We start from the raw sequence: 24,554 nt of genomic DNA, 5'->3' as shown, positions 1-24,554 counted from the left end.
TTCTGTATATAAAGTTCTGAAGCACTGATTCTGGTGGAATCATTGTATATTTCCCTCAGAAATAGCTGCCGCCCTTATTGACGGCAGAGCCGTTTCTGCTTGCACTACGATATTATAACAAAAAACACCGCTATCGTCGTCAAAAAAGCGCAGCACTATTTTCAGTACTGCGCCGCCTGTATATTATTGGCTATTCACTGCTGTTGAATCCGGCCAGGGCCGTCTTTATCGCCTTGTCATATTTGAAGCCGCCTTCGCCGCCCGGACCCATCCAATACACAACCAGGAAGTTGCCGCCTCTGAAGGCGTGCGGATAGTTACGGGCCCCTCCGTCATAGGTGGTGCGGTTAATCTCCAGCTTCAGCGCCTCTAGCCCGTCGGCACATGCTTCCGCACTTTCATAAGTGTAGATCGACAGACGGTCGGAAATGGTCAGCGGCCCTTCATAGTCGATAAGCTGCTCTGCAGGCCATACACCGGCCAGCTCTTTGTTGAACATATGCTCTTCACCGGAACCTACGAAGGTAAGCCGGAGGCCTTGCTGCTCAAGGGCGGCTAACAGGTCGCTGGTTGGATCCGGACTGGCCCCGGACAGAAGCATCGCCCCGTGATTGGCTGCGAAAAAGCCCATGATGCTCTCCAATGTATCATTTTCTGAAGTATTGGAGGAGTGGCTGAGCTCCAGCCTGCGGAAGACATGCCCCCAGCTTCCTTCTTCATAGTAAGCCGCCCCGTCGGCCTGCAGCCCGTCCTGGTCCGGCTGCAGGGCATAGCGTGCTGTACGTGCAGCCGCCCCTTCAGTACCCAGTACCTGCTGCTTAGTGAATTCCAGCGGCACGTAGACAGGAAAACCCTGATCCTCCGCCCAGCCTGCTTGTTCCGGAAAATACAGCCCGATATTGCCAACCGCACAGCCCTGGCAGCTCCAGTTAGTATCAGAGTAGGCCAGCGTCTGTGACGGATCGGACGGGTCCTGGAAGGTTGCGCCATAGGAGCCGTTGGCGCCGATAACCGCAGACGCTTCCCAGCCGGCAGGCGAAAGCAGCAGATAGCTGTCTTTGCCGTCTGCCCCGTAGATCAGCGACGCCTGCAGCAGGCCTGCCATCGCGGCAGAGAGCGGAAAAGTCATTTCCGGCAGAGGAGGAACCGGATTTTCCACTGCCGGGAAGCCGCTATCCACACTGGGACGGGCAAGCACAGTAACAAGCGGTAGTTGCACAGTTCCGCCGGCAGTGTCTGCTGAAGGAAAGGAGAGTATGGCCGCCGGTGTGCCAGCGGATCCGGCGTCGCCGGGATTTTCCCCGTCAGCAATTGAACCGTGATCCGGCAAGGCCGGTGCACTGCTGAAGCTGCCGCTGCTATAGCCGATCACCACTATCAGCACAAGCAGTGGCAGCAAGGCAGCAGCATAAGTCCAGCCGCGCAGCTTCCGGGCTGGCGGATTGTTCAGACGCTCATTCACATTCTGCTGCAGCTGTCCGGTGAAATGCTTCCCGGTGAACGGCTTTTCCTTAAGCCTCTGCTCCCAGTCCTGCGGTAATTTACTCATAAGCGGTTCAGCTCCTTATCCCAGCATTCACTTGCTTTTTGCCGTGCCCGGCGCAGTCTCGACTTGGCAGCTGACAGGCTGATGTTAAGGGTATGGGCCAGCTCTTCCATAGACATTTCATAATGGGCATGCAGCATCAGAATTTCACGGTATTTCCGGGGCAGCCGGAGAACCAACTGCCAGATTTCACTGCTTAGTGATTCATCCATAACGGCATCCTCAGCGGACTGCTCTGTACGAGCGGAATCCGGCTCTGCCTGTAACGTTACCCGTTTCATGAAGCTGCTGCTGCGGTACGTGTACCAGCGGTTGCGGGTAATCCGCAGCAGCCAGGTTTTTACCGAAGCTTCGCCCCGGAAAGCATGCATATATTTATAAGCCCGGATGAAGGTCTCCTGCGCGATATCGTCGGCTGCACTGCTGCTGCGCGACAGGAAGAAGGCATAATTCCAGACATCCTCACCATAGGTTTCCATCAGTGTTTTTAATGCGCCAGCGCTCATCGTGGCGACTTCATTCCGCTCCATTGACATGCCTTGCCCCCCAGTCTCTATAACATTGACCCTTCTGCAGCAGAAAAAGTTGCTTTTTTTTAAAGAAACTTTTTGCCCGGCCTATTCCGCAGAGGATATCGGCGGTATCCGGCAGCAGCATAGGTAGGATCAGGGTTGCAAAACGGCAGGGCTGCATATCCATATCTTATGTATGATTGTCCGCAATGAAGAAAACAGCCTGCAGCGCATATCGCGGGAAGTGAGCATCAGCATTTAGTCATTGCAATAGGAGGCTTGCCTACCCTTAGAGACAGGCCGGGCGAGCTGCTGCAATCAGGCGGATATAGTAAGGAGGAGCTGATCGCCTTGATGAGGAATGTGAGGCAGGAGAGCCGGTCAGTGGCCCTAAAGCTTACAGCCGGAGATCTTGAGCGGATTGTAACCGTCAATTATCCGGAAGACTCGGGAATGGAAGGATACAGCTGGAGTATTCAGAAAATCCTGATCGGTGCGGCAGAGCATTACGCCTACCACACCGGTCAGATTGTGTACGCCTCAAGATGGCTGCAGGATGAAGATGAGCATCTGCTGGCCTGGAAGCACTATACTTGAAGCTTACAGCACTAGCTGCGCAGGCTGTGCAGCAGGGCAACCGTTTCGTTAAATACCGGCAGCGTGATCTCTTCCAGTGACACATCAAGCATCGGCTTGCGTGCCTGAAGCTTCCTGAAGAAGTCAGCCGTGTGGAACAGCCCGCCGCCCGGAACGCCATGGCGGTAACCCTCGCTGCCCGCATAAATATCCTTCAGATGAGCGAGAATGATCCGGTCACCGAACAGGTCGAGGGAGCTGTCCACAATCTCATCCTGACGGCTGACTTCCTGTCCAATCAGATTGCAGGGGTCGAATACGACGCCGATGCTGCTGGAAGGCACCTCGTCCAGAATACGGCGCATATGCTGCGGGGAAGCCAGCGTGTGTGTGCTGACGCCTTCGATACCGACGAACACCCCCCACTTTTCCGCTTCTTCGGCCAATTCCTCCAGAGTAGACCTGAAGGTCTGCCAGCCGATTTCCTCATAGCGTACCGGATCAGCCGACTGATAGGTGGTTAAGCCCCCGCTTTCGGTGGCTACCATAGGTGCCCCGAACTGCTTGGCGAAGCGCAGATGCTCCTTGAAACGGTTAATCTCAGCCCTGCGTATTGCCGGGTCCGGGTTAATCGGGTCAATGTAGCAGCCGAGCACGCCGATGCGGATGCCTGCCTTGTCGAATTTTTCACCGATATAATTAGCCAGCGCGGGGCTGAACCTGCCCGGAGAAAGATCAATATCCTGTATAGCTTTGGTCAAGGCGAGCTGCACGAAGTCAATGTCATGAGCCTGCAGAGTGGAAACCAGGGTGTCTAGGGGCAGGTAACCTGCCGTATGGGCCAAAGTTCCGAAGCGAATGGGTAACATCTCCTTTTATTATAATAAATGCGTATACCTATTAATAATAATTACGCTTTCATATACTTGCAACTTCTAACCCGCGACAAAATAGCGCTGATTAGGGTAATTGACAGTGGGAGGGATTGATATGGAACTGGAAAATGATAAGCTGCCGATGGTGCTGAAGGCGGAGGAATTTAAGTACAGCAAGGAGAATGAGCAGATCGTCAAAAAGGATTTCTGGCGTAAAATGAAAAAGTTCGCCGGTAAAATCCCCTTTACGAAGGATGCGGTTGCCATGTATTACTGTGCCATTGATGCCAAAACGCCGCTCTGGGCCAAGGGTATAGCTTTCGGCGCACTGGCTTACTTCATCGCTCCTATTGATGCTATTCCGGATGCGTTTATCGGGCTAGGCCTGACCGATGATGCAGCAATCATAGCTGCCGGTGTCCGGGCAATTGCCGGTCAGGTGACCGAGGAGCACCGGGAGAAGTCGGAGCAGTTTTTTGATGATGAACCAAAAGCAGAAGGGGCACGGCGTTAAGCCTGCCCCCCTGCACCGGCTTCCTGCCGGCTGCGGCTGTCCTTTTCGCCGGAAAGCTGCTTGGTCTAAATAGGCCTCGCCCCAATCCCTCATTAAATGGATGATCGGCATCGATTCCTGCCCGATTGAAGGCTTCAACATGGAGCTGATTGAGCAGACGCTGGAAGCTGAAGGTATTCTGGACCGTGAGCACTTCGGCCTCGCCTGCATGGTCGCCTTCGGATACCGGAAAGCTGAACCCCGCGCCAAAACAAGACAGACTGCCGGACAGGTTATTCAGTGGGTATAAGATAATAACATGACAAAAAACCTCTTCGCAGAAGCCGGTGCTGCGTGCGCCTTCCTTGCAGAGAGGTTTTTCTTATTTGTGAAAATATTGAGAAGGTGCGAAAAACAATTGAAAATTTGCTGAAAGGCCGCTAGTCTAAGAAGGTAACGGTTACCGGTGATATACTTAATTTAGACTGAAGGGATTCCTGCAACATGAAAATAATCCGTGTTATAGCCGAGGTCGGAGTACTGTATGTGTTCTATCTGGCAGGCGATGTTCTGCAGAAGCTGCTGCATCTGCCCGTTCCCGGCAGCATCGTCGGCTTGTTATTGCTCTTTGTACTCTTATTGTTAAAAATTGTACCTGTTAAGCTGATTGAAAACGGCTCGTCGTTTATCCTGGCCTACCTGCCCATGTTCTTCATTCCGGCAACCGCCGGGATTATGAACCATCTGGATATCTTCAGCGGCCGCGGCCTGCTGCTCATTGCGGTTCTGGTTGTCAGCAGTGTGATCACAATGGTTGTGACTGCCCATACCAGCGAGTGGATCGCCGGCTTTAGCGCAAGCCGTGCCGCGAGACAAAGCCTTCCTGCCAAGAACCTGAATGAAAAGAGGAAGGGCGCATGAGACTGCTGCTTGCCGCAGGATTCATCCTGTTTAATATTGCCATTTATCTGTTCATGGCTATGCTGTACAAACGGTACCGTCTGCCTGTCCTTTTACCTGCTCTGACGGCCACCTTTACGGTGGTGGTACTACTGCTCGGATTCGATATTTCGTATGATACATACATGATCGGCGGCGAATGGATCAACCGGCTGCTCGGGCCTGCTGTTGTCTCACTGGCTTACCCGCTGTATAAGCAGCGGCATGTGCTGCGGGAGAATCTGCCGGCGGTGCTGGGAGGAACTGTGACCGGCCTGCTGGTTGGCATGCTTAGCGGCCTGCTGCTGGCAGCCGGTCTGGGCTTCTCCAAAATTTATGTGCTCTCTATTCTGCCCAAGTCCATTACGACGGCCGTTGCGATTCAAATTTCCGGCAGCCTGGGCGGAGATTCTTCACTGACCTCCGTATTCGTGATGATTGCCGGCTTCACCGGGGCAATCGGCGGGCCATACATCATCAAGCTGTTCAGAATCCGCAGCGAGTCCGGCATCGGCATCGGGCTGGGCACCGCATCCCATGCGCTCGGCACTGCCAAAGCGCTGGAATATGGTGAGCAGTCCGTCTCTATGAGCTCTGTTGCCATGACCGTCTGTGCCATTGTCGGCTCCATTGTTTCGCCGCTCGTCGTCTGGATCATGTATCACTAGCTATTACCGGCTGCTATTCAGCTTTAACCTTCAGGCGGATTACGTTCCAGGAGGCCTTCGGCAGCACCGCGCTCACGCGCCCGCCGTCTGCAGCAGCATTTCCGCGGTCATGCGGCAATACGTTGCCCGGATTCTGGCGCGTGTTGGCTGCATACAAATCTTCATGCTCAAGCACTGTGTGCTGAATGACAGAGGCTTCGCCGAAGCTGCGCAGATCAACTGAGAATTCCATACCTTCGCTCAGGTGTCTGTTCACAGCGAATACAGTAACTTCGCCCAGCTCTTCATTGTATACGCTGACTGCTTCAAGGTAAGGGACATCTGTGAAGTCCTTGGAATCATATTTCGGGCTGGTAATGAGCGGGTGAAGGACGGTTCCCCGGCCGAACTGTGAAGCATGCATATAAGGATAGAATGTTGTTTGCAGCCACAGCGGTCCGCCGTTCTCGGTCATGATTGGCGCGATGACATTGATCAGCTGGGCAATGCAGGCCATTTTCACACGGTCAGCATGCTTGAGGAGACTGATCAGGCAGCAGCCCACCACAAGCGCATCCTCGAGATTGTATACATCCTCAAATTCCGGCGGAGCTACCTGCCAGTAGGTTTCGGCGCGGCTGGACCCCTGGGACTTCCATACATTCCATTCATCAAGCGAGAGGTAAATTTTCTTCTTGCTTTTCTTTTTGGCCTTGATATAGTCGCACACAGCGGCTACACTGTCGATGAACTGATCCAGATCCAGCGAGCTGGCCAGGAAATTCGGAGTATCGCCTTCATTGTTATTGTAATAAGTATGCAGGGACAGGAAGTCTACATTGTCATAGCTGAGATCAAGCACAGTAGCTTCCCATTCGGCAAAGGTAGCCATGCTTCTGCCCGAGCTGCCGCAGGCGACAAGCTCCAGGTTAGGATCAACCCAGCGCATAGCCTTGGCCGTTTCGTTAGCAAGTCTGCCATATTCAACCGCTGTTTTGGCACCGATCTGCCACGGTCCGTCCATCTCATTCCCAAGACACCAGGTTTTGAAGTTGTGCGGGTCTTTAACCCCGTGGGATATCCGCAGATCACTGTAGTAAGATCCTGACGGATGGTTACAGTACTCCACCAGATTACGGGCTGCGTCGATGCCGCGTGTGCCCAGGTTTACCGCCATCATAACTTCAGAGCCGACCAGCTTCGCCCACTTGGCGAATTCATTGGTGCCGACCTGATTGGTTTCTGTAACCCACCAGGCCAATTCAAGAGAGCGCTTACGCTCTTCCTTGGGTCCGACACCGTCTTCCCAGTTATAGCCGGAGACAAAGTTGCCGCCCGGATAGCGGATAATCGGAACATTCAGCGAACGGATAGCCTGCAGGGCGTCTCCGCGGAAGCCGTCCTCATCGGCAGTCGGGTGTCCGGGTTCATAAATACCGCCGTACACAGCCCGGCCAAGATGTTCAATGAAGGAACCGTAAACTCTCGGGTCAACTTCACCCAGTCTGAAATCCTTGTCAACGATCATTGTCGATTTTATTGTCATCAGTGCAGCTCCTTTGAGATGGATTAATGATTTTGTTAATTAATTAATCTTTATATGATTACATAATACGAATTATGCGTTAAAATAGGCAATATAAATCTTTAGGATTAATATAATTACTAATCCAAGAGGGGTAGAGGATAAGGATGTACTTAACTACTGATTCAGAATCGCTAAAAGTGTATGAAGCGCTGGCCAGTGAGGTCAGGCTCCGGATCATTGATCTGCTGGGTACGGAAGAGATGCATATTAAAGAGCTGGCCGAAAGGCTGTATCTCAGCAGCGCTATCGTCAGCTCGCATGTCTCCAAGCTGCAGAAGGCCGGAATTGTCAGCTCGCAGATGAAACGGATTGACGGCGGAACCTATAAATACTGCTCCCTGTCGGCTAATTTTCTGCAGATCAAATTATCGGGGGCGAAGGGCATTGCCCGTAAAGTGGTTGAGGTATCCGTTCCGGTGGGGCATTATACAGATTTACAGGCCTCCCCGACCTGCGGAATTGCCACAACCGACAAGCTGATCGGATACTATGATGATCCGCGTTATTTTCTTGATCCCGAGCGGGTTGATGCGGGCATTCTGTGGTTTGCTAAAGGTTATGCCGAATATAAAGTGCCTAATTATCTGTTTATGGACCAGAAGGTTCAGGAAATTGAAATATCCCTGGAGCTGGGTTCAGAAGCGCCTAATGTTAATGAAAAATGGCCTTCGGAGATTCTGTTTGCGCTGAACGGGCATGATCTGGGCAAATGGACAAGTCCCGGCGACTTCGGGGTGATGCGCGGACGTCTTACTCCTTCCTGGTGGAATTCCGATGTGAACCAGTACGGGCTGCTGAAGGTGCTGCGGGTGAACCGCAGAGGAACCTATATAGACGGACAGCAGATTTCATCCGTAACCCTGGATGATGTATGCTGGCAGAAGGACCAGTGGACGTTCAGGCTGACGGCAGAAGACTCAACCCGAAGGCGGGGCGGGCTGACGCTGTACGGACGGGGCTTCGGCAATTACGAGCAGGATATCGTGTTCAGGGTTTATTATGAATAAAGTGAAGCGGTCTATGAACCTTCTTACTCAGAATTTATGTTTGCAAATCAGTCTTACGGGTAACTATAACTAAGTGAACAAAAAACTGTTAAGCCTGAGGAGGAATTCACATGACGGATCACATTCAGAACGAAGCGGATCTCCGCAATAAAGAAAATAAAGATGGTGACTCGCTGGCAGAACGCAAGAAGATGGAGAACGGCGTGGATATTGAGCCGGAGGCTGATGACTGGGTAGCCAAACCTGCGGAATCCGCCCATCCGGACCCGCTTCCCAAAAACTAAAGATATGCACTCAAGGCAGGCTGTCCTATAGGACAGCCTGTTTCTACGTACATGGCACATGGTGTATTGAGTATTGCGTGGTGCCTGTTGTATACTCAGGTCAAGTACAGCCATTAGTCTTCATCATTCAGCACAGCAGCGCAGATTTCCCGGGACTCAGGCAATTGAACTTGAGGGAGGTAAAGAAATGCGTAGTCGGAACGATAACGGCAGGTACAGGCAAAAGCGGGGAGAGGCTCTCGCAGGCCATTTCGAGAAAAAGTACGGCTCGGACTTTGGCGTGCGCAGTGAAGTTTCGCTGGAGGCCCTGAGAAAACAGCATGACAGTCCTTTAACGGCACAGCTTGTAAAGGAACAGCAGCAGAAGGAGTGAACCCTACAGTGTTCAGTTTTCAGACAAAGTTAAGGATGACAAGGAGATGTCCCATGTAGCCGTGATTTAAAGGCTGCGGGGACATCTTTTTGGTTAGCACTAATATAAAAGTCTCTTGTATAAGATGAAAGGAGCAATGGCATACTACCTCCCGGAACCATCTGTATAAAACTAAACTTACAGTGAGGGAGGCAGTGCCTGTGAATCTTTTTCCGCTGTTGTCGCCTGGAAGCGATTCTGCTTTTGCGGCGGCAGGCCAGTATTTCTTTTACTTTGCAGTCTACTCCTTCTTGGGCTGGGTCCTTGAAGGGACATATAATCTCTACAGCCGGGGAACCTTCCGCAAAGAAGGGTTTCTAAAGGGGCCGGTTAAACCGATGTATGGCTTTGCTCCGCTGCTGCTGCTGTCGGTTCAAAGGCTGGAGCTGCCGCTTCCCGTGTACCTGCTGCTGGCGCTGATTATTCCGTCACTGGTCGAATACGCCAGCGGCTGGCTGCTCAAGACCTTTTTCCGCAGGCAATGGTGGGATTACTCGGACATGCCCCGCCAGCTCCACGGTCACATCTGCCTTAAATTTTCACTGTACTGGTGGGTATTGTCTGCCGGATGCATCTATGCGCTTCACCCGCTGATCGAGCTGCTGTACCCTTTAATGGAGCCTGTGTGGTTGCCTGCTCTGCCGCTGATTGCTGTGATGTTCCTGGCCGATATGCTCTGGACTTTCCGGATACGCAGGCGCAGCCTGGCTGAACTGGAGCATGGTGAAGGCTAACGTCTAATCATAAGGACATGTTAAAATTCAGGACCTTTCTTTGACCATGCGGCAAAGGAAGGTCCTTATTTGGCATGCCTGCAAGGAACCGGGGTATGTGATGTCTAATATAGATAGAGGGTGCTGTACTTCCTGAACCTTTATTATCATACATTAGTACAAAATAGAGGGGGACGTTATCATGCCGATATCTGATTATTACCGTGAGCTGCGCAGCCGGATAGGTACAAGCCTGCTGATGATGCCGTCTGTAGCTGCAGTCATTCGTAATGACGCCTATGAGATTCTCTTCGTCCGCAAAAGCGGAGAAACGCTGTGGGGTCTGCCGGCCGGTGCAGTTGAGCCCGGGGAGACTCCGTCCAGGGCAGTGCGCCGCGAGGTGTTCGAGGAGACTGGGCTAATGGTAACCCCATTAAGAGTCAGCGGCGTATTCGGCGGGGCAAAATATGCCTATGAGTACAGTAATGGTGACCGTGTCGAGTACTCTGTTACTGTATTCGAGTGTACTATCGTCAAGGGTACACCAAGAAATATGGACGGAGAGTGTGAGGAGCTCAGGTTCTTCAGCGAAGAAGAGCTGCCGCAGATCGCCATTCCTTATCCGCCTGAGCTGTTCAGGAGACCGTCAGGCGAAGCTCAGCCGGCAATATTCGAGTAGATTCTTGTTGAGTATCTGCCTGAATTTGCCGCAGCCCATCTGGGAGATGCGTTATGGGCGGCAATGGTGAATTTCGGATTCCGCCTGCTGCTCAGCCGGTGTTCAATGGCAGTTGCGCTGGGGCTGAGTATGCTGTTCAGCTTCAGCATCGAGTTCAGCCAGCTGTACCAGTCAGCATGGATTAACGAAGTACGGGCTACGCTGCCTGGCGGGCTGATTCTGGGCAGAGGGTTCCTCTGGATCGACCTGGTGCGCTATACAGCAGGAATCTGCGGAGCCTGTATACTGGACCGCTGGTGCCTGAACAGAGCTTCACCCGTGATAAATAAGCTTGATGGAGATGAGATTTCCTAATGACCATGACCAACAGCTTAATCGTGGTATGCCTGCTGACTCTGATCATTAATACGGCAGAAACGTTATCCTATTCGATCCGTTTTGCCGGTGTGAAGCTGAACAAGATTGCGATTGCCTTATCCCTGACCGGTATTATTGTACTGATCTCAAGAACAGCCAATATGATTCAGGCCCCGCTGACAGCCAAATTTGTGGACTACTCCAACAATCAAGATCCAAGCTTTCCGCTCGGCAATTATCTGCGGATTATTATGCTCGCTTCCACCCTGGGTACTCTGATTGCAATTGCGCTATTCCCGACCTTTGTCGGCCTGTTCAGCAGGGTGATTTCCAGGCTGGAGATAGAGGGCTCCATTCCCAAGCTGCTCAGCAGCGTGACAGTGGAGCAGCTCAAGAACACCCGCAAATATTTCAAACGGCCCGGCCTGCAGCTGCCCAGCTTCCGGTATCTCGGCATCCCCAAGCGGTTCATTATTATGAACATCTTCGTCACGGGATTCTATACTGTCGGTGTATTGTCTTCCCTGTATGCTGGCCATCTGTCTCCCCAGCTGCTTGCCACCGCCTCGAACGCTTCAGGGCTGATCAACGGTCTGGCTACGATTCTGCTGACCATCTTTATTGATCCGCAGCTGGGGATTATCACCCATAAGGCTACAGAGAGTGTAGAGTATCGTGACCAGCTAGGGAAAATCTATGTTCTGCTAATGTTCTCCAGAGTTCTCGGAACATTGCTCGGCCAGCTTGTATTTGAGCCGGCAGCCTATTTCATCAGCTGGATGGTTCAGCTGATCTGACAGAGCCTGCAGGCTTCAGCCCAGAGATCTTCATTCCGGAAGCCTGGATTCGGCAAGCCGGAGTGCCGCAGTAATCTTCTGCTCAAGTACATAGACCTGCTGCAGATAAGTACGGATTTCCGTCATCCGGGCGCAGGAAAGCTTCATTCCGGCTGCAGCAGTAACAGCGTCTCCTGCCTTTACTGCAGCCTTATATTGTTTGTCCGCTTCTGAGCGGAGAGCCTGAGCTTCGCTGATCTGCTTGTTCCCGGCAGTGATTTGCTTTCTTAATCCGGATACAGGCGACAAAGCATCTTTGGCAGGCTTGTTCTTCGCAGCAGCAGCACTTGTAGCTTCGGTAAGCGCCGTATTCTTACTCTTAATCTCAACCCGCGCTGCAGTCGCAGCAGCCTTCAATTTATTGCGCTTCAGATCGAATGAAGTAGCGCTCTTGAGATTGCCCGCTTTACGTGCAGCAGCAGCTTGTTTGCCCAGCGAAGCATATTGCTCCAGCAGTGCAGCATGCTTCTTCCTGGTAGCATCAGCCTCTGACTTGAGCAGGCTCAGCAGACTCTTGTCGGTTGCCTGAAGCCTTACATTAACGGCAGCGAGATCGGCTGTGTTCTGCTTGCGCAGCTCCTGATTGCGCTTGCTCTCAGCCTTAACAAAGGCCTGCAGGCTGATGTAGCTGCCGTACAGGTCATTAATCTGGTCAAGTCCCTCATCCCAGTCAGAGGCTGCGGCAGCCCGGGGGGCGTTCCCGGATAGAACCGCCAGAATGACCAGCAGGACAGTAAGGCTGCGGATTCTGCTTGTCATAGAAGGAATGTTCATTTCAATCATCTCCATTTCTGCATGTTATCAGCGAACGCCAAAAAGCACCCCCAAGAAAGGCATAGATGCCTGTCCTGCGAGGTGCTTCGCCCGCTCAACATGTATAATTTATACACACTATAGCTTGAATTTATTGGGAAGTCAAGAGATAAAAGAACACCAGTTCGCCATTGCAACAATACAGAATATTGAATAGAAGTGACCAGTCACAGCACAGGAGGCTTAAATGAATCAAATACATGAAGAAGCCCGTGATCAAGTCGCGCTGATTACGGGAACATCCAGCGGTTTCGGGCTGCTGACGGCAGTCAGGCTGGCTGGCCAGGGATATCAGGTGGTTGCGTGTATGCGTGATCTGCAGCGCAAGGACGAGCTGCTCCGCCAGGCGGATGCGGCCGGAGTAACGAAGAGAATTCATCTGGTGACGATGGATGTTACGCGATCAGACTCCATTGAAGCGGCCGTATCAACGGTTACCGAGCGCTTCGGAGTGATTGATGTGCTGGTGAATAATGCAGGCTTCGCTGTTGGCGGCTTCACGGAAGAAGTAAGCATGGAGGAGTGGCGGCGGCAGATGGATACGAATTTTTTCGGTCTGGTGGAGGTTACCAAGGCTGTTTTGCCGGTTATGCGCGGACAGCGTGAAGGCTGCATTATCAATGTCAGCAGTGTGAGCGGCCTGTTCGGCTTTCCCGGCTATGCGCCGTATGCCGCATCCAAGTTTGCAGTGGAGGGCTTCAGCGAAAGTCTGCGCCAGGAGCTGCTGCCTTTTGGGATCAGGGTCATTCTGGTCGAACCCGGCTCCTTCCGTACACCGATCTGGGGCAAAGGGATGGAGGGCATCCGCACCAGTGACGCTTCTCCTTACAAAAAGCAGCTGGAGCAGGTGCTTAGCTACTCCCGTAGGACTGCAGAAACAGCGCCGGATCCTGCACAGGTAGCAGAACTGATCGGAAGACTTGTCCGGAAGCGTTCTCCCAAGCTGCGCTATCCGGTCGGCAAGGGTATTCACGGCCTGATCATCGGCAAAATCCTGCTCCCCTGGAAAACGCTCGAACGCTTCATTGCCAAATCCCTGGCGGGGATGAAATAGATGGTGTACATCTCCCCATATAGAGAGAAGGGTATGACTTGAAAAGAAATATTTTATACATTGAAGATAACGAGAAGATTGGCGGCTGGGTAAAGGAAGAATTGGAGCAGCGGGGATTTTCAGTTCAGTGGCTGCTTTCCGGCGAAGGCGCTGAACAGGAAGTAAAGCAGCATGAAATTGTGATTTTGGACATTATGCTGCCGGGTTTGGACGGATTCACTGTGGGCAGACGCTTAAAAAAGGCGGCTCCTGCCGTTCCTATCTTGCTGTTAACTGCCCGGACATCAATAGATGATAAGGTAGAGGGGCTACAATTCGCGGATGACTATTTAACGAAACCGTTCCACACGGATGAACTGGTTGCAAGATTAGAAGTATTAATACGTCGCAGCAGCGGAACAAGTTCAGGACGGATTTTATTAGGTGAACATATTGAAGTTGATCCGCAGCTCCAGCTGATCTTTGACAAACGCAACGGTGAAGAGATTATTTTGACTGGGAAGCAGCATCAGATTTTAATGTATTTTTTACGCCATCCGAATCAGGTTCTGCCGAAGGAACAAATTTATGAGGCTGTTTGGGAAGAAGCTTATATTACAGGCGATAAAACGTTGATGGTACACATCCGCAGACTGCGTCAAAAGCTGGAGCGTAATCCGGATTCACCGGAGATTATTGAAACGCTGAAGGGAATCGGCTACCGGGTGAAGCTATGAAACAGGACAGGTCGTTATTCCGCCGTTATCTGAAAGTCCATTTTATGTTTATCTTTTTTCCTCCTATGGTGCTTATTGTTCTCTCAGCGTTTGTCGGGGTTTCTGTCAATGAAGTAAATCTGAATACGTTAAATCAATTTTATACAGTACTGTTTGTGTTTGGCTTTATTATTGTTGCCTTTGTTCTGATATCCTGGCTGTTTTTCCTGAAGCTCCGCAAACGACTGACCAGCTTACAGGAAGCCATGGCATTTTCGGCTAAACATAACTCGTTTCCACAATCCGTAACTGTTCAAAGTGACCGTATGGATGAAATAGATCAGTTAGGCAGCTCTTTCAACTGGATGATTCAGCAGCTTGAAGACAGCCGCACGCGGGAACGGGAAGAGGAATTATTGCGCCACCGGCTCATTGCGAATTTATCACATGATTTGCGGACACCGCTGACCATATTGAGAGGACATGTTACCAGATTAAATAAAGAATCAATCAGTTCAGAAGGACAAAGCTCGTTAGCCGAGATGGACCATACGATTACAAGAGCCGGAGAGCTGATGGACGATTTGTTTTCCTATACCCTGCTTACTTCAGGGAAACATCCTTTTGAGCCTGCTTCAACCGATATTACACGATTGGTAAGAGCATCTGTTGCTGCCTGGTACGCTGTGTTTGAAGAACAGGACATCCAGATCGATGCTGATTTGCCGGCTGAGAAGACTTTTTATTGGGAAGCAGACCCTAAATGGCTGACACGGGTGCTGGATAATTTATTTCAGAATATTATTCGGCATGCGGCAGACGGAAAATATGTAAACATCGCGGTGGATATAGAAAAAGAAGTAATCCTTGTTGCGGACAAAGGACCGGGGATGGAGAACTCAGCTTATGAGCGCGGGGCGGGGATCGGTTTGTCGGCGGTAAGTTATATGCTGGCAAAAATGAGGCTGAAGGCTGAATTTACATCGGATATAAATGGTACAAGTGTAACGATTGGCAAAGCTTCACCTAAAAGTAACCCGGAATTAAACGGGCTGATACCCGGGATGTAACCTTGCTTGTATATAATAAGCGTAACCGGAAGGAGGTGTTATGAAAGCAGCCCGTAGGCAGCGGTCCGTTGATCACGCTCATTGCCAAACTATGAAAGTTTGAATACAATGAAGGTTCACGGATTTTGTTAAGAATTGAGGTGTATGATGCCGGATACAGTAGGGCTGCATATCTGTTTTGACGAGTCAGGGCGTGAGATAGAAGTAATTGATGTGACTCCAGTAGCGCAGGACAAATACAGGATTGAAGAGACGCCGATTTTTAACCCGGGCATAACGCTCGGAGATATTATCCGGGTCAAGGAGAAGCAGGGGATCTCCTATTATGTGGAGACTGTGCAGAAATCAGCCTATCAGCGGTATGCCTGGCTGCTCAGCAAGGAAGCGGCGGGTTCAAGAGAGATTTCAGCGCTGAAGCAGACGGTCAAGGAAAATGGCGGGCGTTATGAACATATTTTTGGAGGCTTTCTTGTTATACATATCCAGAAGGGCACTGCAGTTGATGTCGAGGCTGAAATGTCACGGATATTAGCTAAGTTTGAACTCTAATTCCAACTTTATATCTAAATCGGACAAGCGGAGGGCCAATATGAAAAAAATTCTGAAGCAGTGGCTGCCCAGTATCGCGCTGGGTGTAATCCTGTCCTTGTTTATCCGGTCGTATGTTGCTGAAGCGATGAGAGTCCCGACGGATTCCATGGTCCCGACAATTGAGGTGAATGACAGGCTGTTTGTGGAAAAAATGCTCTGGATGACGAAGCTTGCGCATGGTGATATCGTTGTTTTCTACCCGCCGGTACCCGGCGAGGAAGGGAAACGTTATGTAAAACGGCTGATCGGACTGCCGGGTGATACGATTGAGATCAAGGACGGGGCACTTTACCGGAACGGCAGCAAGATTGATGAGCCGTATCTGAAGGAAACGATGACCTATACCTTCGGACCGGTTACCGTGCCGGAAGAGCATTATTTCTTCCTTGGCGACAACCGGAATGTCAGCTATGATGCCCATTTGTGGCCGACTCCGTTTGTAGCCAAGGATCAGCTGGTCGGCAAGGTGCTTGCCGATGTGAACGATATCTTTTAGAGACGCTACCTTCCGGCCTGCCCGGAATCAGACCTGTACAGGATAATCCACTACAACAACACTCTCAATAATCCCCTCAAGCATGGCTACAAATTGCTGGTGGGCCGGATGCGGCCCGTATGCGCGCAGGGCTTCCTGATCTGTAAAGGTCACACGGAGCCCCAGCGTATAACCATGGATATTCTCCGTCTCCTCGGTTACATTCCCACCTGCCGTTAATCCGATAATTCCCGGAATCTGATCCTTCAGACCCAGAAGTGCCTGTACCAGCTGCTGCTCCTGCTCCGGGTTAAAGCTGCTGTTAAACTTAAATACAACCAAATGCTCGAACATAATGAACCTCCTCAACTGAAAGAACTGGAATTGATTATACTATTGATTACAGCAATAAAGATAGATATGAGAAAAGACTTCGCTTAACAACACTATAACGACTCTGGATTAAAGCGCGGCTAAAGTAGGGTTACATTAGAACTAGGCCGGACCAATGAATGTGACTTTAACCATATTGTTACCAGGAGGGCATTTGGCTATGATCAAAGAAGATAAGGTTTCATTATTTGTAATTTAAAAGGAGTGCTGCAACTTGAAGGTTCATGTCACAGATTTGAAACCAGGTGACCGCCTCATGACTGACACTTTCAATCGTGTAGGCTTGCATATACTGCCAGGCGGGACTGTCGTCACGCGTGAAGAAATTTCCCTGCTGATCAGACACAGGGTCGATTACGTATCGATTCAGGTCCGTGAACTGTACGAAAGTGCTGAGGAGCCCGGACATGGGCTGCATAATGAATTCGACCAGGTCATTATGAATTATGAGGCGACTTTTCTGGAGGCATTGTCCCAGGGATGCTTCACTCCGGCTCTGGTGGATGCTACGCTGCAGCCGCTGCTGGAGACTCTGGATAAGCAAAAGGATGTGGTCTCTCTGCTGCTCCTGCTTGACCGCGAAGATATTGATACATACCAGCACTCGCTTCAGGTGGGCCTGCTGTCTTACTATATTGCCAAATGGCTGGGGCACTCCAAAGAGGAATGTTACCGGATCAGCCGTGCCGGCTATCTGCATGATATCGGCAAGAGCCAGGTATCCTTGTCCATCCTGAACAATCCCGGCCTGCTGTCGGCTGAGGAAATAGAAGAACTGAAACGCCATACCGCCTACGGCTACGATATCATCCGCAGCTCGATGCAGGATGAAGCCACAGCGCTGGTTGCGCTGCAGCATCATGACTATGAGAGCAGCTCCGCTCATTCTGCAGGTAGCCTCAAGAACGAGCTGCATCCGTATACGGAGATCGTTACAGTCGCCGATATATATATGAAGCTGACCACCTCCAGACTCAGCCGGCCCAAGCAGGGACTGGTAAGTGTGTTGCGCCAGGTGCATGAATGGGGCTTCGGCAGACTGAACGGCAATGTGGTTCAGGCTTTAACCGGCCATCTTCTGCCGGGCTTTGTAGGAAAGACTGTGCAGCTCAGTAACGGGGAGACCGGCACTATTGTAATGAACAATGCCCTGGATATTTTTAAGCCGCTGATTAAAGTGAATGAGGGTTACAGGGACTTGTCCCGGGAACGCACTTTGACTGTTGATGAGGTTCTGGTATAAGCCCGGTTAATCACGCAGCTATACTCAAATAAAGTCACCCTTCAGGCCCTGTGCGGGACTAGGGCGGCTTTTTTTACATTTTGGGCATATTTGAATTCCTCCGGCTGACTGGCTATGATTAATAGAGAACCTGCCAATCCTATTGGCAGCAGAAAGAGGAGAAATGAAGATGAACGCTGGCAACCAGATTGAGAATTTTAAGCAGATCAAGTATGAGCTGACCCGGTTTATGATGATTTACAAGTTCGCTCTGGAAGAAATTGAGACCAAGATAGAAATCCTGAAGCAGGAATTTCAGATGCTACATGACTATAGCCCGATCGAACATACCAAGTCCCGCATCAAATCCCCGGAGAGCATTATGAACAAAATGCTGCGCAAAAACAAACCGTTCTCCCTGGATGCGGTAAGATCAAGCATCAAGGACATTGCGGGCCTCCGGATCACGTGTTCATTCATTTCAGATATCTATCAGGTCAGCGAGATGCTGCAGAAGCAGGATGACCTGAAAGTGCTGCAGGTGAAGGATTATATTAAGAACCCTAAGCCGAACGGTTACCAGAGTCTTCACCTGCTGGTGGAAGTGCCGGTGTTCCTGTCAGACTGTACAGAGCTAGTATGTGTAGAGGTTCAGATCCGTACCATTGCCATGGACTTCTGGGCCAGCCTCGAGCATAAAATTTTCTATAAGTATAGCCAGTCTGTTCCTGAACACTTGACCCTTGAGCTGAAGAATGCAGCCATAAAAGCGAACGAGCTGGATCTGCAGATGGAACGCCTGCACCGGGAGATTCAGGAAATTAAGGATGCCCAGGCGGATGAGGATTCCATAGAGTTCCAGCGGATCATGATTAATAACCAGCAGTTCAATCTGCCTGCCGGCTTTATGAAGCTGCTGGGCGAATAATCACAGCGGTAGTCAGCCGCATCGTATAGCATGTTTTGTATATGTAGCAGCTGCTATCAAAACGAAGTGAATGCTTCCGGAGCAGTTTTGCGCTGATATTCCAGTGCAGCAGCTGCTATCAAAACGAAGTGAATGCTTCCGGAGCAGTTTTGCGCTGATATTCCAGTGCAGCAATGCTATCAAAACTTGTAGGAGGATGTATGATAACAGAGGCCTATATTACGGATCTGGACGGAACACTGCTCACCTCGGAACAGAAGCTTACAGACTATACAGTGCAGGTAATTACAGAAGCGCTTGATCAAGGCGCTATAATCAGTTATGCAACGGCCAGAGGGTATGTCAGCTCAACCCGTGCGGTTTCGCAGATACCCTGGAAATATCCGCTGATTCTGTATAACGGGGCGCTGATCTATGACGGGATCAACGGCAAAGTAATCGACGGATATTGGCTGGACCCCGTTATCTCCGGGGAAATTATCGCTCTCGGACGGGAGCTGGGCGGCATTTCACCATATTATTTCTCACTGGATGAAGCGGACTGTGAACGTGTGCTGCATGAACCGCTGTCGAGAAGCGGTGAGGTACAGTTCTTTAACAGCCGGCCGGGGGACAAACGGTTCCGGGAAGTGAACAAGCTGGAATGTCCTGACGGCTTCAGGACACTGATTATCAGCTACATCGGTTTGCTTGAGGAGCTTCAGCCAATCCGCCAGGCGGTGCAGGAGCGGTTCGGGAATCAGCTGCAGGTCCATTTCATGAAGGACATATACATAGAGGATCATTACTTTCTTGAATTCAGCCATCCAAGGGGCAACAAGAGTGAAGGGCTGAAATTGTGGGCACAGCATGTGGGCGTTGAGACAGGCAACATCACTGTATTCGGTGATCATATTAATGATTTTGGGCTGTTCTCGGCAGCCGGCCGGGGAATAGCTGTGCAGAATGCCCAGCCGGAGCTCAAGGCTCTTGCACATGATGTAATTGGCTCCAATAATGAAGATGGTGTAGGAGCATATCTGGAGCAGACACTGAAATTAAAAAGGGAGCGTGTATCAGGTGAGTGAACACATTATCCGCGCAATTACAGTGAATCAGATTGGATATCCGGCAAAAGGGAGCAAGATTGCCCTGTTTACGGGCGGGGAGCATCAGTTCCGGGTGCTGGATGCCAAAACCCGTACAGCCGTGTACAGCGGAGTGACATCTGCAGCAGCTTGGGACAAGACCAGCGGTGCTGATGTGCATACAGGAGATTTTTCTGCGGTTACGGATTCCGGCAGCTATCTCATTGAAGCAGAGGACGGGACGGTTTCTGCTGAGTTTGTTATTAGAGAGCGTCCTTTTGAGGAGCTGCAGCAAGGATTGTTGAAAGCCTTTTATTTCTACCGCTGCGGTGTGGAGCTGGGCGGAGAATATGCCGGATCTTGGGGGCACGCAGCCTGCCATCTGGCTGAGGGGGCTGTAATTGGCCAGCCCGGCCTGAAGCTGGACAGCAGCGGAGGCTGGCATGATGCCGGGGATTACGGCAAGTATTCCGGTCCGGGGGCCAAGGCTGTTGCCGACCTGCTGCTTGCCTTTGAATGGTATCCTGCTGCATTTACGGATCGCTTCACACTGCCTGAAACCGACGGCAAAACGCCAGATGTGCTGCTGGAATGCAAGGTTGAGCTGGACTGGCTGTTCAAGATGCAGGAGGCTGCCGGCGGCGTGTATCACAAGCTGACCACCGCAAGCTTTCCCGGGCTTGACGTGATGCCGGAGGATGATACGGACGGGCTGTTTTTCTCGCCGGTATCGGCGGCGGCCACCGGAGACTTCGCTGGAGTGATGGCAATGGCTGCAAGAATTTATAAGCCTTGGAATGAGGACTTTGCGGCACGCTGCCTGGCGGCGGCAGAGGCAGCCTGGCAATGGCTGGTGCAGCATCCGGAGGAACCGGGCTTCACCAATCCACCGGAAATATCCACCGGTGAATACGGTGATGAAGTGGATCATGATGAACGCTTCTGGGCCGCGGCTGAGCTCTACCGGACAACGGGCGAAGAGATGTACCACGAAGCTGTTCAGGCGCTGGCCCGGCTGCCCTTCCCGAAATTCGCCCTGGGCTGGGCGGATATGGGCGGCTACGGCACATTTGCTTATCTGCTTACCGGCAAGGATGAGACGGATGAAGAATTATACCGGACACTGCAGGAAGGACTCCTGGCTGAGGCGGACCGGCTGGCTGCGGTAAGCCGACAAGACGGATACCGCATCTCCTTGCGGGAAGAAGATTACATTTGGGGCAGCAATATGCTGGTAATGAATAATGCGATGCTGCTCCTGGCTGCAGAGCGCTTCAGCGGGGAGGCATCCTATGCGGAATGTGCACTGGATCATCTGCATTATCTGCTCGGCCGGAATGTACTGGACATCAGCTACGTGACCGGCTACGGTGACCATCCGGTCCGCCATCCACATCACCGTCCGTCTGTGGGGGACGGGGTGGAGGAGCCGGTTCCGGGGCTTGTGTCCGGCGGGCCGGACCGCGGACTGCATGATGAATATGTCAGGGAGCATCTGCAGGGCAAGCCTGCCGCGCAGTGCTTTGCCGATCATGACCTCAGCTACTCAACGAACGAGGTTACAATCTATTGGAACTCTCCAGCTGTATTTGTGGCAGCGAGGTTTAATGGCGGGTCTTGGCAGGGATGAGCCGTTACAGCGTAGTCAGCCTGGATATGTTTCAGACGCTGGTCAATATTGAAGGCCGGAGAGAGCATGTATGGAGGCCTATTCTGAATCACGAATACAGTGAAGAACGGGCTTTGGAGCTTGGCAGCCTGCTGCTGCGAAGCTATTATGAAACGGCGGCAGAGGTTAGGGAGAAGGGAAGCTTTTGGACCAGTAAAGAGATATACTCTCGCGGCTTCCGGCAGGTTTTCCGGCAGCATGGGGTGGATTTCGATGACATGCAGGCTGTAGAAATCCTGTTTGCACAGCATCGGCTGTCTGCTTTGTATGAAGATACGGAACGGTTTATGGAAAAGGTGTGCCAGGAATATCAGGTTTGCATTGTCAGTGATACAGATACCCTGATGCTTCCGGAATTCTACCTGAACTATCCTGTCACGCTATTTACCTCTGAAAAGTACAAATCCTACAAAAACGACAGCCGCAATCTTATGTTCCATGAGGTCATTACCCATTACGGAGCAGCACCGGAGCAGATTATTCATATCGGAGATACACCGTCAGATGTTTTGGGGGCAGCAAGGGCAGGAATTACTTCATGCTGGATTAACCGGACCGGAGCGTGCTGGGAGCATACGGTGAAGCCGGATTATACCGTGGCTTCGCTGGATGAATGCTATGGCCTCTTATAGCCTGCATTAGTTCTATATTAGGAGGCGTACAATATGAGTGAATATACACCGGATGAGCTTGAACTTTTGTGTTATCCTGCAGGAAGATTTGAGGCGAGGATCTATCTGAATACGGAGGAACGAAATCAGGACATTCAGAAGACCAGCCGGCTGTCGTCAGAATTAAAGGATGCAGTGCTTCCGCTTACTCCCGAGCAGTTGAATACTCCCTATCGTGAAGGGGGGTGGACCGTAAGGCAAGTCGTTCATCACCTGGCAGATACCGGGATGTACGCCTATCTCCGCTTCAAAAAAGGGCTGACCGAGGAACTGCCTCAGATTCCGTCTTACCGGCAGGATCTGTGGGCTGAGCAAAGCGATTATACAGGTGAACCGGTGGAGTCTTCGCTGCAGCTGATAGACAGTCTTAACCGCCGGTTCGTGACCTTGCTGAATTCTTTGCAGGAGGCTGACTTCGAACGGAGCTTTGTGAGTGCCGGTCTTGGAACGCTGAGCCTTGATGCTGCACTGCAAAGATATATCTGGCATAACAATCACCATACTGCCCAGATTATCTCGCTTATCCAGCGAAGCGGATGGTGAATCATACCAAAGAGCAGGCTGCCGGCGGCTTCCCCTGGCACCTGCTCTTTGATTTGTATGCCGTTTCAATAATGTGCAGTCGGCAATGGAACTGGAAAAGAAATCTGGAGGTAGATTCTCCATTCCAATCGTATATAATTAAAGCAAATAAGTCCGGCTGAATAGGGGGTTGAGAGAAATGCCCGGACCAGTAAGAGCAGAGCCCAGACCCAGGAAGAAACTCAGCCTCACGTTGCTGCTCATGGCACTGGTGACTTTGGTGTTCCTGTTAACCACAACCATTCTGCTGATTGGTTCCTACCAGTCCAAAAAGAAATCTCTTATAGAGACAACGCTTAATCTGAATTACACCAATGCGGAAAGAATGAGCAAGACAGTGGACTCGCTGTTCCTTTCGATGCGCAGCAGCCTGCTCTTCAGTGCGGACCAGATTGCCAACCTGGGAGCCGTACCGCCGGCCAATATAGATGCTTATCTTGAGCTTACGCGCAACACCAGCAATTACTTTAACTCGATTGTTCTGATGGATGGCGACGGGAATGTTTTGAATAATTCACCTTCAGATCTGGGTATGGCAGGCCGGCACATTTCTTCTCCCGAGATAAAAGAAATGCTCAGACTAAAAAATTCTTATCTTTCGGCGCCTTTTATTGCCCCGTCGACCGGCAGGATGCTGTTCTTAATGAGTGAGCCGCTATATAACAAAGACAGATATTATCAGGGGCAGCTGGTCGGCGCGGTCTATCTCCAGGATTACAATATTCTGAATATGATTTTCGGAAACAATGAGATAGATGAGACAGGGGCTTATTACTATATCGTCAGCAGAGAAGGACGGTTGCTTTATCACCCGGAGACCAGCAGACTAAATGAGGATGTAACCAGAAACAGGGTTGTCGCGCAGCTGATGCAGGGCAAGAGCGGCAGTATGCAGGCGGAAAATACTAAAGGTGTATCCATGCTTGCGGGTTTTTCATCTGTTCCCTCCAATGGCTGGGGTGTTGTTGTTGCTTCACCGGCTGACGCTATCCAGCAGCAGCTGTTAGGGCATATGCACAAAATATTAGTGTATACCCTTGTTCCGTTCGTCGTTTTGCTGTTCTGTGTATTTGTCCTTGCACATCAGCTGGCCAAGCCGTTTGTGGTACTTGCTGACCTGGTCAACAGAATCGGCAAAGAAAAGGTCGAGCTGCCCGAGCTGAAGCCTCATTGGAACCGTGAGGTTGATCTGCTTACAACGGCTGTGGTGCTGGCCTTGAAAGATATCCAGAAGCAGACAGATCTTCTGACCCAGGAAGCGAGGACAGATCTGCTAACCGGCCTGACGAACCGCAGGGCGCTGGATAACAGCATCAGCCAGTGGATCGCCGCGAGAGTTCCGTTTTCAGTTATTGTTCTAGATGTGGATAGATTCAAATTTGTAAATGATACGTATGGCCATCTGGCCGGTGACGAGGTGCTGCGCCGGGTAGCTGATATTCTCGCAGCCAACATCCGTCCCGGCGATGTCTGTGCCCGTTACGGCGGTGAGGAGTTTGTGCTGCTGCTTCCCCGGACCAAGGCGGAGAATGCTTACATCGTGGCTGAACGAATTCGTAAGACGCTGGAGGTGACGGAGGTTCCCCTGCCGATGACGGTTACCTCCTCACAGGGCATTGCCCATTACCCTACGCATGGAAGAAACCGGGAGGAGCTGCTGGGAAGGGCGGATGAGGCCTTGTATACAGCCAAGCATAACGGAAGGAACCTGACGGTTATATATGGTGAATAAGGCAGAGGAGCATCTTTTCCCGGAAAAGATGCTTTTTGTGGTACGCCCAGCATGGGCGTCATCTCTAGGGTGAAAGTCCCGAACGGGGGCTGGCAAGCGCCTACCGTTAGCCAAGGGCAAGGGTGTCC

The 24,554-nt window shown here is 51.3% G+C and carries 29 protein-coding genes and 1 pseudogene; 24 read left to right on the top strand and 6 right to left on the bottom strand.

Annotated elements, in window-relative coordinates; all coding sequences use genetic code 11:
• Window positions 1-190: 190 nt before the first annotated feature.
• Both M2108_RS16535 and M2108_RS16530 read right to left on the bottom strand, forming a co-directional pair.
• Complete coding sequence (locus tag M2108_RS16535; RefSeq protein WP_277470488.1) at window positions 191-1,549, bottom strand: DUF4850 domain-containing protein; 1,359 nt, start codon at window positions 1,547-1,549, stop codon at window positions 191-193.
• A complete protein-coding gene (locus M2108_RS16530) occupies window positions 1,546-2,082 on the bottom strand; it encodes an RNA polymerase sigma factor (protein WP_277470487.1) in 537 nt (178 codons plus the stop codon). The genes M2108_RS16535 and M2108_RS16530 overlap by 4 nt, the downstream gene beginning before the upstream one ends.
• Window positions 2,083-2,292: 210 nt before the next feature.
• On the opposite strand from M2108_RS16530, the gene M2108_RS16525 reads away from it, so the two are divergent.
• On the top strand, window positions 2,293-2,655 hold the full coding sequence (locus tag M2108_RS16525; RefSeq protein ID WP_277470613.1) for a DinB family protein: 363 nt from the start codon (window positions 2,293-2,295) through the stop codon (window positions 2,653-2,655).
• 11 nt (window positions 2,656-2,666) lie between these two features.
• On the opposite strand, the gene M2108_RS16520 is transcribed toward M2108_RS16525, so the two are convergent.
• Entirely contained in the window at window positions 2,667-3,503 is an 837-nt protein-coding gene (locus tag M2108_RS16520; RefSeq protein ID WP_277506249.1) for a sugar phosphate isomerase/epimerase family protein, read from the bottom strand.
• Between the two features lie 121 nt (window positions 3,504-3,624).
• Here M2108_RS16520 and M2108_RS16515 point away from each other — a divergent pair, with 121 nt between their 5' ends.
• The 4 genes and pseudogenes from M2108_RS16515 to M2108_RS16500 all read left to right on the top strand — a co-directional run bounded on the left by M2108_RS16515 (window position 3,625) and on the right by M2108_RS16500 (window position 5,609).
• Complete coding sequence (locus M2108_RS16515) at window positions 3,625-4,023, top strand: YkvA family protein (protein ID WP_277470485.1); 399 nt, start codon at window positions 3,625-3,627, stop codon at window positions 4,021-4,023.
• A 103-nt stretch (window positions 4,024-4,126) separates the two neighbouring features.
• A pseudogene (locus M2108_RS16510) lies at window positions 4,127-4,312 on the top strand (nitroreductase family protein); the annotation flags it as partial.
• A 194-nt stretch (window positions 4,313-4,506) separates the two neighbouring features.
• The gene (locus tag M2108_RS16505; protein WP_277470484.1) at window positions 4,507-4,923 is read left to right on the top strand and encodes a CidA/LrgA family protein; all 417 of its coding nucleotides are present in this window, start codon (window positions 4,507-4,509) and stop codon (window positions 4,921-4,923) included.
• On the top strand, window positions 4,920-5,609 hold the full coding sequence (locus tag M2108_RS16500) for an LrgB family protein (RefSeq protein ID WP_277470483.1): 690 nt from the start codon (window positions 4,920-4,922) through the stop codon (window positions 5,607-5,609). The genes M2108_RS16505 and M2108_RS16500 overlap by 4 nt, the downstream gene beginning before the upstream one ends.
• Before the next feature lie 13 nt (window positions 5,610-5,622).
• Here the strand turns inward: M2108_RS16500 and arfA are convergent, their stop codons facing one another.
• Complete coding sequence (gene arfA / locus M2108_RS16495; protein ID WP_277470482.1) at window positions 5,623-7,134, bottom strand: arabinosylfuranosidase ArfA; 1,512 nt, start codon at window positions 7,132-7,134, stop codon at window positions 5,623-5,625.
• 146 nt (window positions 7,135-7,280) lie between these two features.
• Between arfA and M2108_RS16490 the strand changes: the two genes are divergently transcribed.
• From M2108_RS16490 to M2108_RS16460, 7 genes are all read left to right on the top strand, one after another.
• Window positions 7,281-8,183 carry an ArsR/SmtB family transcription factor gene (locus tag M2108_RS16490; protein ID WP_277470481.1) on the top strand — a complete coding sequence of 301 codons (903 nt, stop codon included), beginning with the start codon at window positions 7,281-7,283 and terminating at the stop codon, window positions 8,181-8,183.
• 110 nt (window positions 8,184-8,293) lie between these two features.
• Complete coding sequence (locus tag M2108_RS16485; RefSeq protein ID WP_167347609.1) at window positions 8,294-8,467, top strand: hypothetical protein; 174 nt, start codon at window positions 8,294-8,296, stop codon at window positions 8,465-8,467.
• A 187-nt stretch (window positions 8,468-8,654) separates the two neighbouring features.
• On the top strand, window positions 8,655-8,840 hold the full coding sequence (locus M2108_RS16480) for a hypothetical protein (protein ID WP_277470480.1): 186 nt from the start codon (window positions 8,655-8,657) through the stop codon (window positions 8,838-8,840).
• A gap of 200 nt (window positions 8,841-9,040) precedes the next feature.
• Window positions 9,041-9,613: a putative ABC transporter permease gene (locus tag M2108_RS16475; protein WP_277470479.1), complete on the top strand. Its 573-nt coding sequence runs from the start codon at window positions 9,041-9,043 to the stop codon at window positions 9,611-9,613.
• Between the two features lie 181 nt (window positions 9,614-9,794).
• Window positions 9,795-10,271, top strand: coding sequence for an NUDIX domain-containing protein (locus M2108_RS16470; RefSeq protein WP_277470478.1), 477 nt, complete (start codon window positions 9,795-9,797; stop codon window positions 10,269-10,271).
• On the top strand, window positions 10,272-10,625 hold the full coding sequence (locus tag M2108_RS16465; RefSeq protein ID WP_346780567.1) for a ribosomal maturation YjgA family protein: 354 nt from the start codon (window positions 10,272-10,274) through the stop codon (window positions 10,623-10,625).
• Window positions 10,626-10,630: 5 nt separating this feature from the next.
• Window positions 10,631-11,425 carry a lipid II flippase Amj family protein gene (locus M2108_RS16460; RefSeq protein WP_277470611.1) on the top strand — a complete coding sequence of 265 codons (795 nt, stop codon included), beginning with the start codon at window positions 10,631-10,633 and terminating at the stop codon, window positions 11,423-11,425.
• 30 nt (window positions 11,426-11,455) lie between these two features.
• Here M2108_RS16460 and M2108_RS16455 read toward each other — a convergent pair whose 3' ends face one another.
• The gene (locus M2108_RS16455) at window positions 11,456-12,238 is read right to left on the bottom strand and encodes a hypothetical protein (RefSeq protein ID WP_280777102.1); all 783 of its coding nucleotides are present in this window, start codon (window positions 12,236-12,238) and stop codon (window positions 11,456-11,458) included.
• A gap of 226 nt (window positions 12,239-12,464) precedes the next feature.
• On the opposite strand from M2108_RS16455, the gene M2108_RS16450 reads away from it, so the two are divergent.
• The 5 genes from M2108_RS16450 (at window position 12,465) to lepB (ending at window position 16,183) form a co-directional block, all read left to right on the top strand.
• Entirely contained in the window at window positions 12,465-13,331 is an 867-nt protein-coding gene (locus M2108_RS16450; protein ID WP_277470476.1) for an SDR family oxidoreductase, read from the top strand.
• Between the two features lie 38 nt (window positions 13,332-13,369).
• The gene (locus tag M2108_RS16445) at window positions 13,370-14,047 is read left to right on the top strand and encodes a response regulator transcription factor (protein ID WP_277470475.1); all 678 of its coding nucleotides are present in this window, start codon (window positions 13,370-13,372) and stop codon (window positions 14,045-14,047) included.
• Window positions 14,044-15,096: a sensor histidine kinase gene (locus M2108_RS16440; RefSeq protein WP_277470474.1), complete on the top strand. Its 1,053-nt coding sequence runs from the start codon at window positions 14,044-14,046 to the stop codon at window positions 15,094-15,096. The genes M2108_RS16445 and M2108_RS16440 overlap by 4 nt, the downstream gene beginning before the upstream one ends.
• 144 nt (window positions 15,097-15,240) lie before the next feature.
• Entirely contained in the window at window positions 15,241-15,645 is a 405-nt protein-coding gene (locus tag M2108_RS16435; RefSeq protein ID WP_277506248.1) for a DUF4265 domain-containing protein, read from the top strand.
• A gap of 40 nt (window positions 15,646-15,685) precedes the next feature.
• Complete coding sequence (gene lepB, locus M2108_RS16430) at window positions 15,686-16,183, top strand: signal peptidase I (RefSeq protein ID WP_277470472.1); 498 nt, start codon at window positions 15,686-15,688, stop codon at window positions 16,181-16,183.
• 27 nt (window positions 16,184-16,210) lie between these two features.
• On the opposite strand, the gene M2108_RS16425 is transcribed toward lepB, so the two are convergent.
• Window positions 16,211-16,516 (bottom strand): Dabb family protein, encoded by a 306-nt coding sequence (locus tag M2108_RS16425; RefSeq protein ID WP_277470471.1) that lies wholly within the window; start codon window positions 16,514-16,516, stop codon window positions 16,211-16,213.
• 295 nt (window positions 16,517-16,811) lie between these two features.
• Between M2108_RS16425 and M2108_RS16420 the strand changes: the two genes are divergently transcribed.
• The 7 genes from M2108_RS16420 to M2108_RS16390 all read left to right on the top strand — a co-directional run bounded on the left by M2108_RS16420 (window position 16,812) and on the right by M2108_RS16390 (window position 24,426).
• Entirely contained in the window at window positions 16,812-17,798 is a 987-nt protein-coding gene (locus M2108_RS16420) for an HD-GYP domain-containing protein (RefSeq protein WP_277470470.1), read from the top strand.
• A 169-nt stretch (window positions 17,799-17,967) separates the two neighbouring features.
• Complete coding sequence (locus M2108_RS16415) at window positions 17,968-18,705, top strand: GTP pyrophosphokinase (RefSeq protein WP_277470610.1); 738 nt, start codon at window positions 17,968-17,970, stop codon at window positions 18,703-18,705.
• Between the two features lie 200 nt (window positions 18,706-18,905).
• Window positions 18,906-19,772 (top strand): HAD hydrolase family protein, encoded by an 867-nt coding sequence (locus tag M2108_RS16410; RefSeq protein WP_277470469.1) that lies wholly within the window; start codon window positions 18,906-18,908, stop codon window positions 19,770-19,772.
• Window positions 19,765-21,402 (top strand): glycoside hydrolase family 9 protein, encoded by a 1,638-nt coding sequence (locus M2108_RS16405; protein WP_277470468.1) that lies wholly within the window; start codon window positions 19,765-19,767, stop codon window positions 21,400-21,402. Before M2108_RS16410 ends, M2108_RS16405 begins: the two co-directional genes overlap by 8 nt.
• Complete coding sequence (locus tag M2108_RS16400; protein WP_277470467.1) at window positions 21,399-22,073, top strand: HAD family hydrolase; 675 nt, start codon at window positions 21,399-21,401, stop codon at window positions 22,071-22,073. Before M2108_RS16405 ends, M2108_RS16400 begins: the two co-directional genes overlap by 4 nt.
• A 33-nt stretch (window positions 22,074-22,106) precedes the next feature.
• Window positions 22,107-22,655, top strand: coding sequence for a YfiT family bacillithiol transferase (locus M2108_RS16395; protein WP_277470466.1), 549 nt, complete (start codon window positions 22,107-22,109; stop codon window positions 22,653-22,655).
• A 178-nt stretch (window positions 22,656-22,833) separates the two neighbouring features.
• Window positions 22,834-24,426: a sensor domain-containing diguanylate cyclase gene (locus M2108_RS16390; RefSeq protein ID WP_277470465.1), complete on the top strand. Its 1,593-nt coding sequence runs from the start codon at window positions 22,834-22,836 to the stop codon at window positions 24,424-24,426.
• Window positions 24,427-24,554 lie beyond the last annotated feature (128 nt).

The sequence above is a fragment of the Paenibacillus sp. PastM-3 genome, from assembly GCF_029893965.1.
Taxonomy (GTDB): Bacteria; Bacillota; Bacilli; order Paenibacillales; family Paenibacillaceae; genus Paenibacillus_AQ.
The sequence above is the reverse complement of the archived record's forward strand: the minus strand, read 5'-3'. Positions and strand labels throughout refer to the sequence as shown.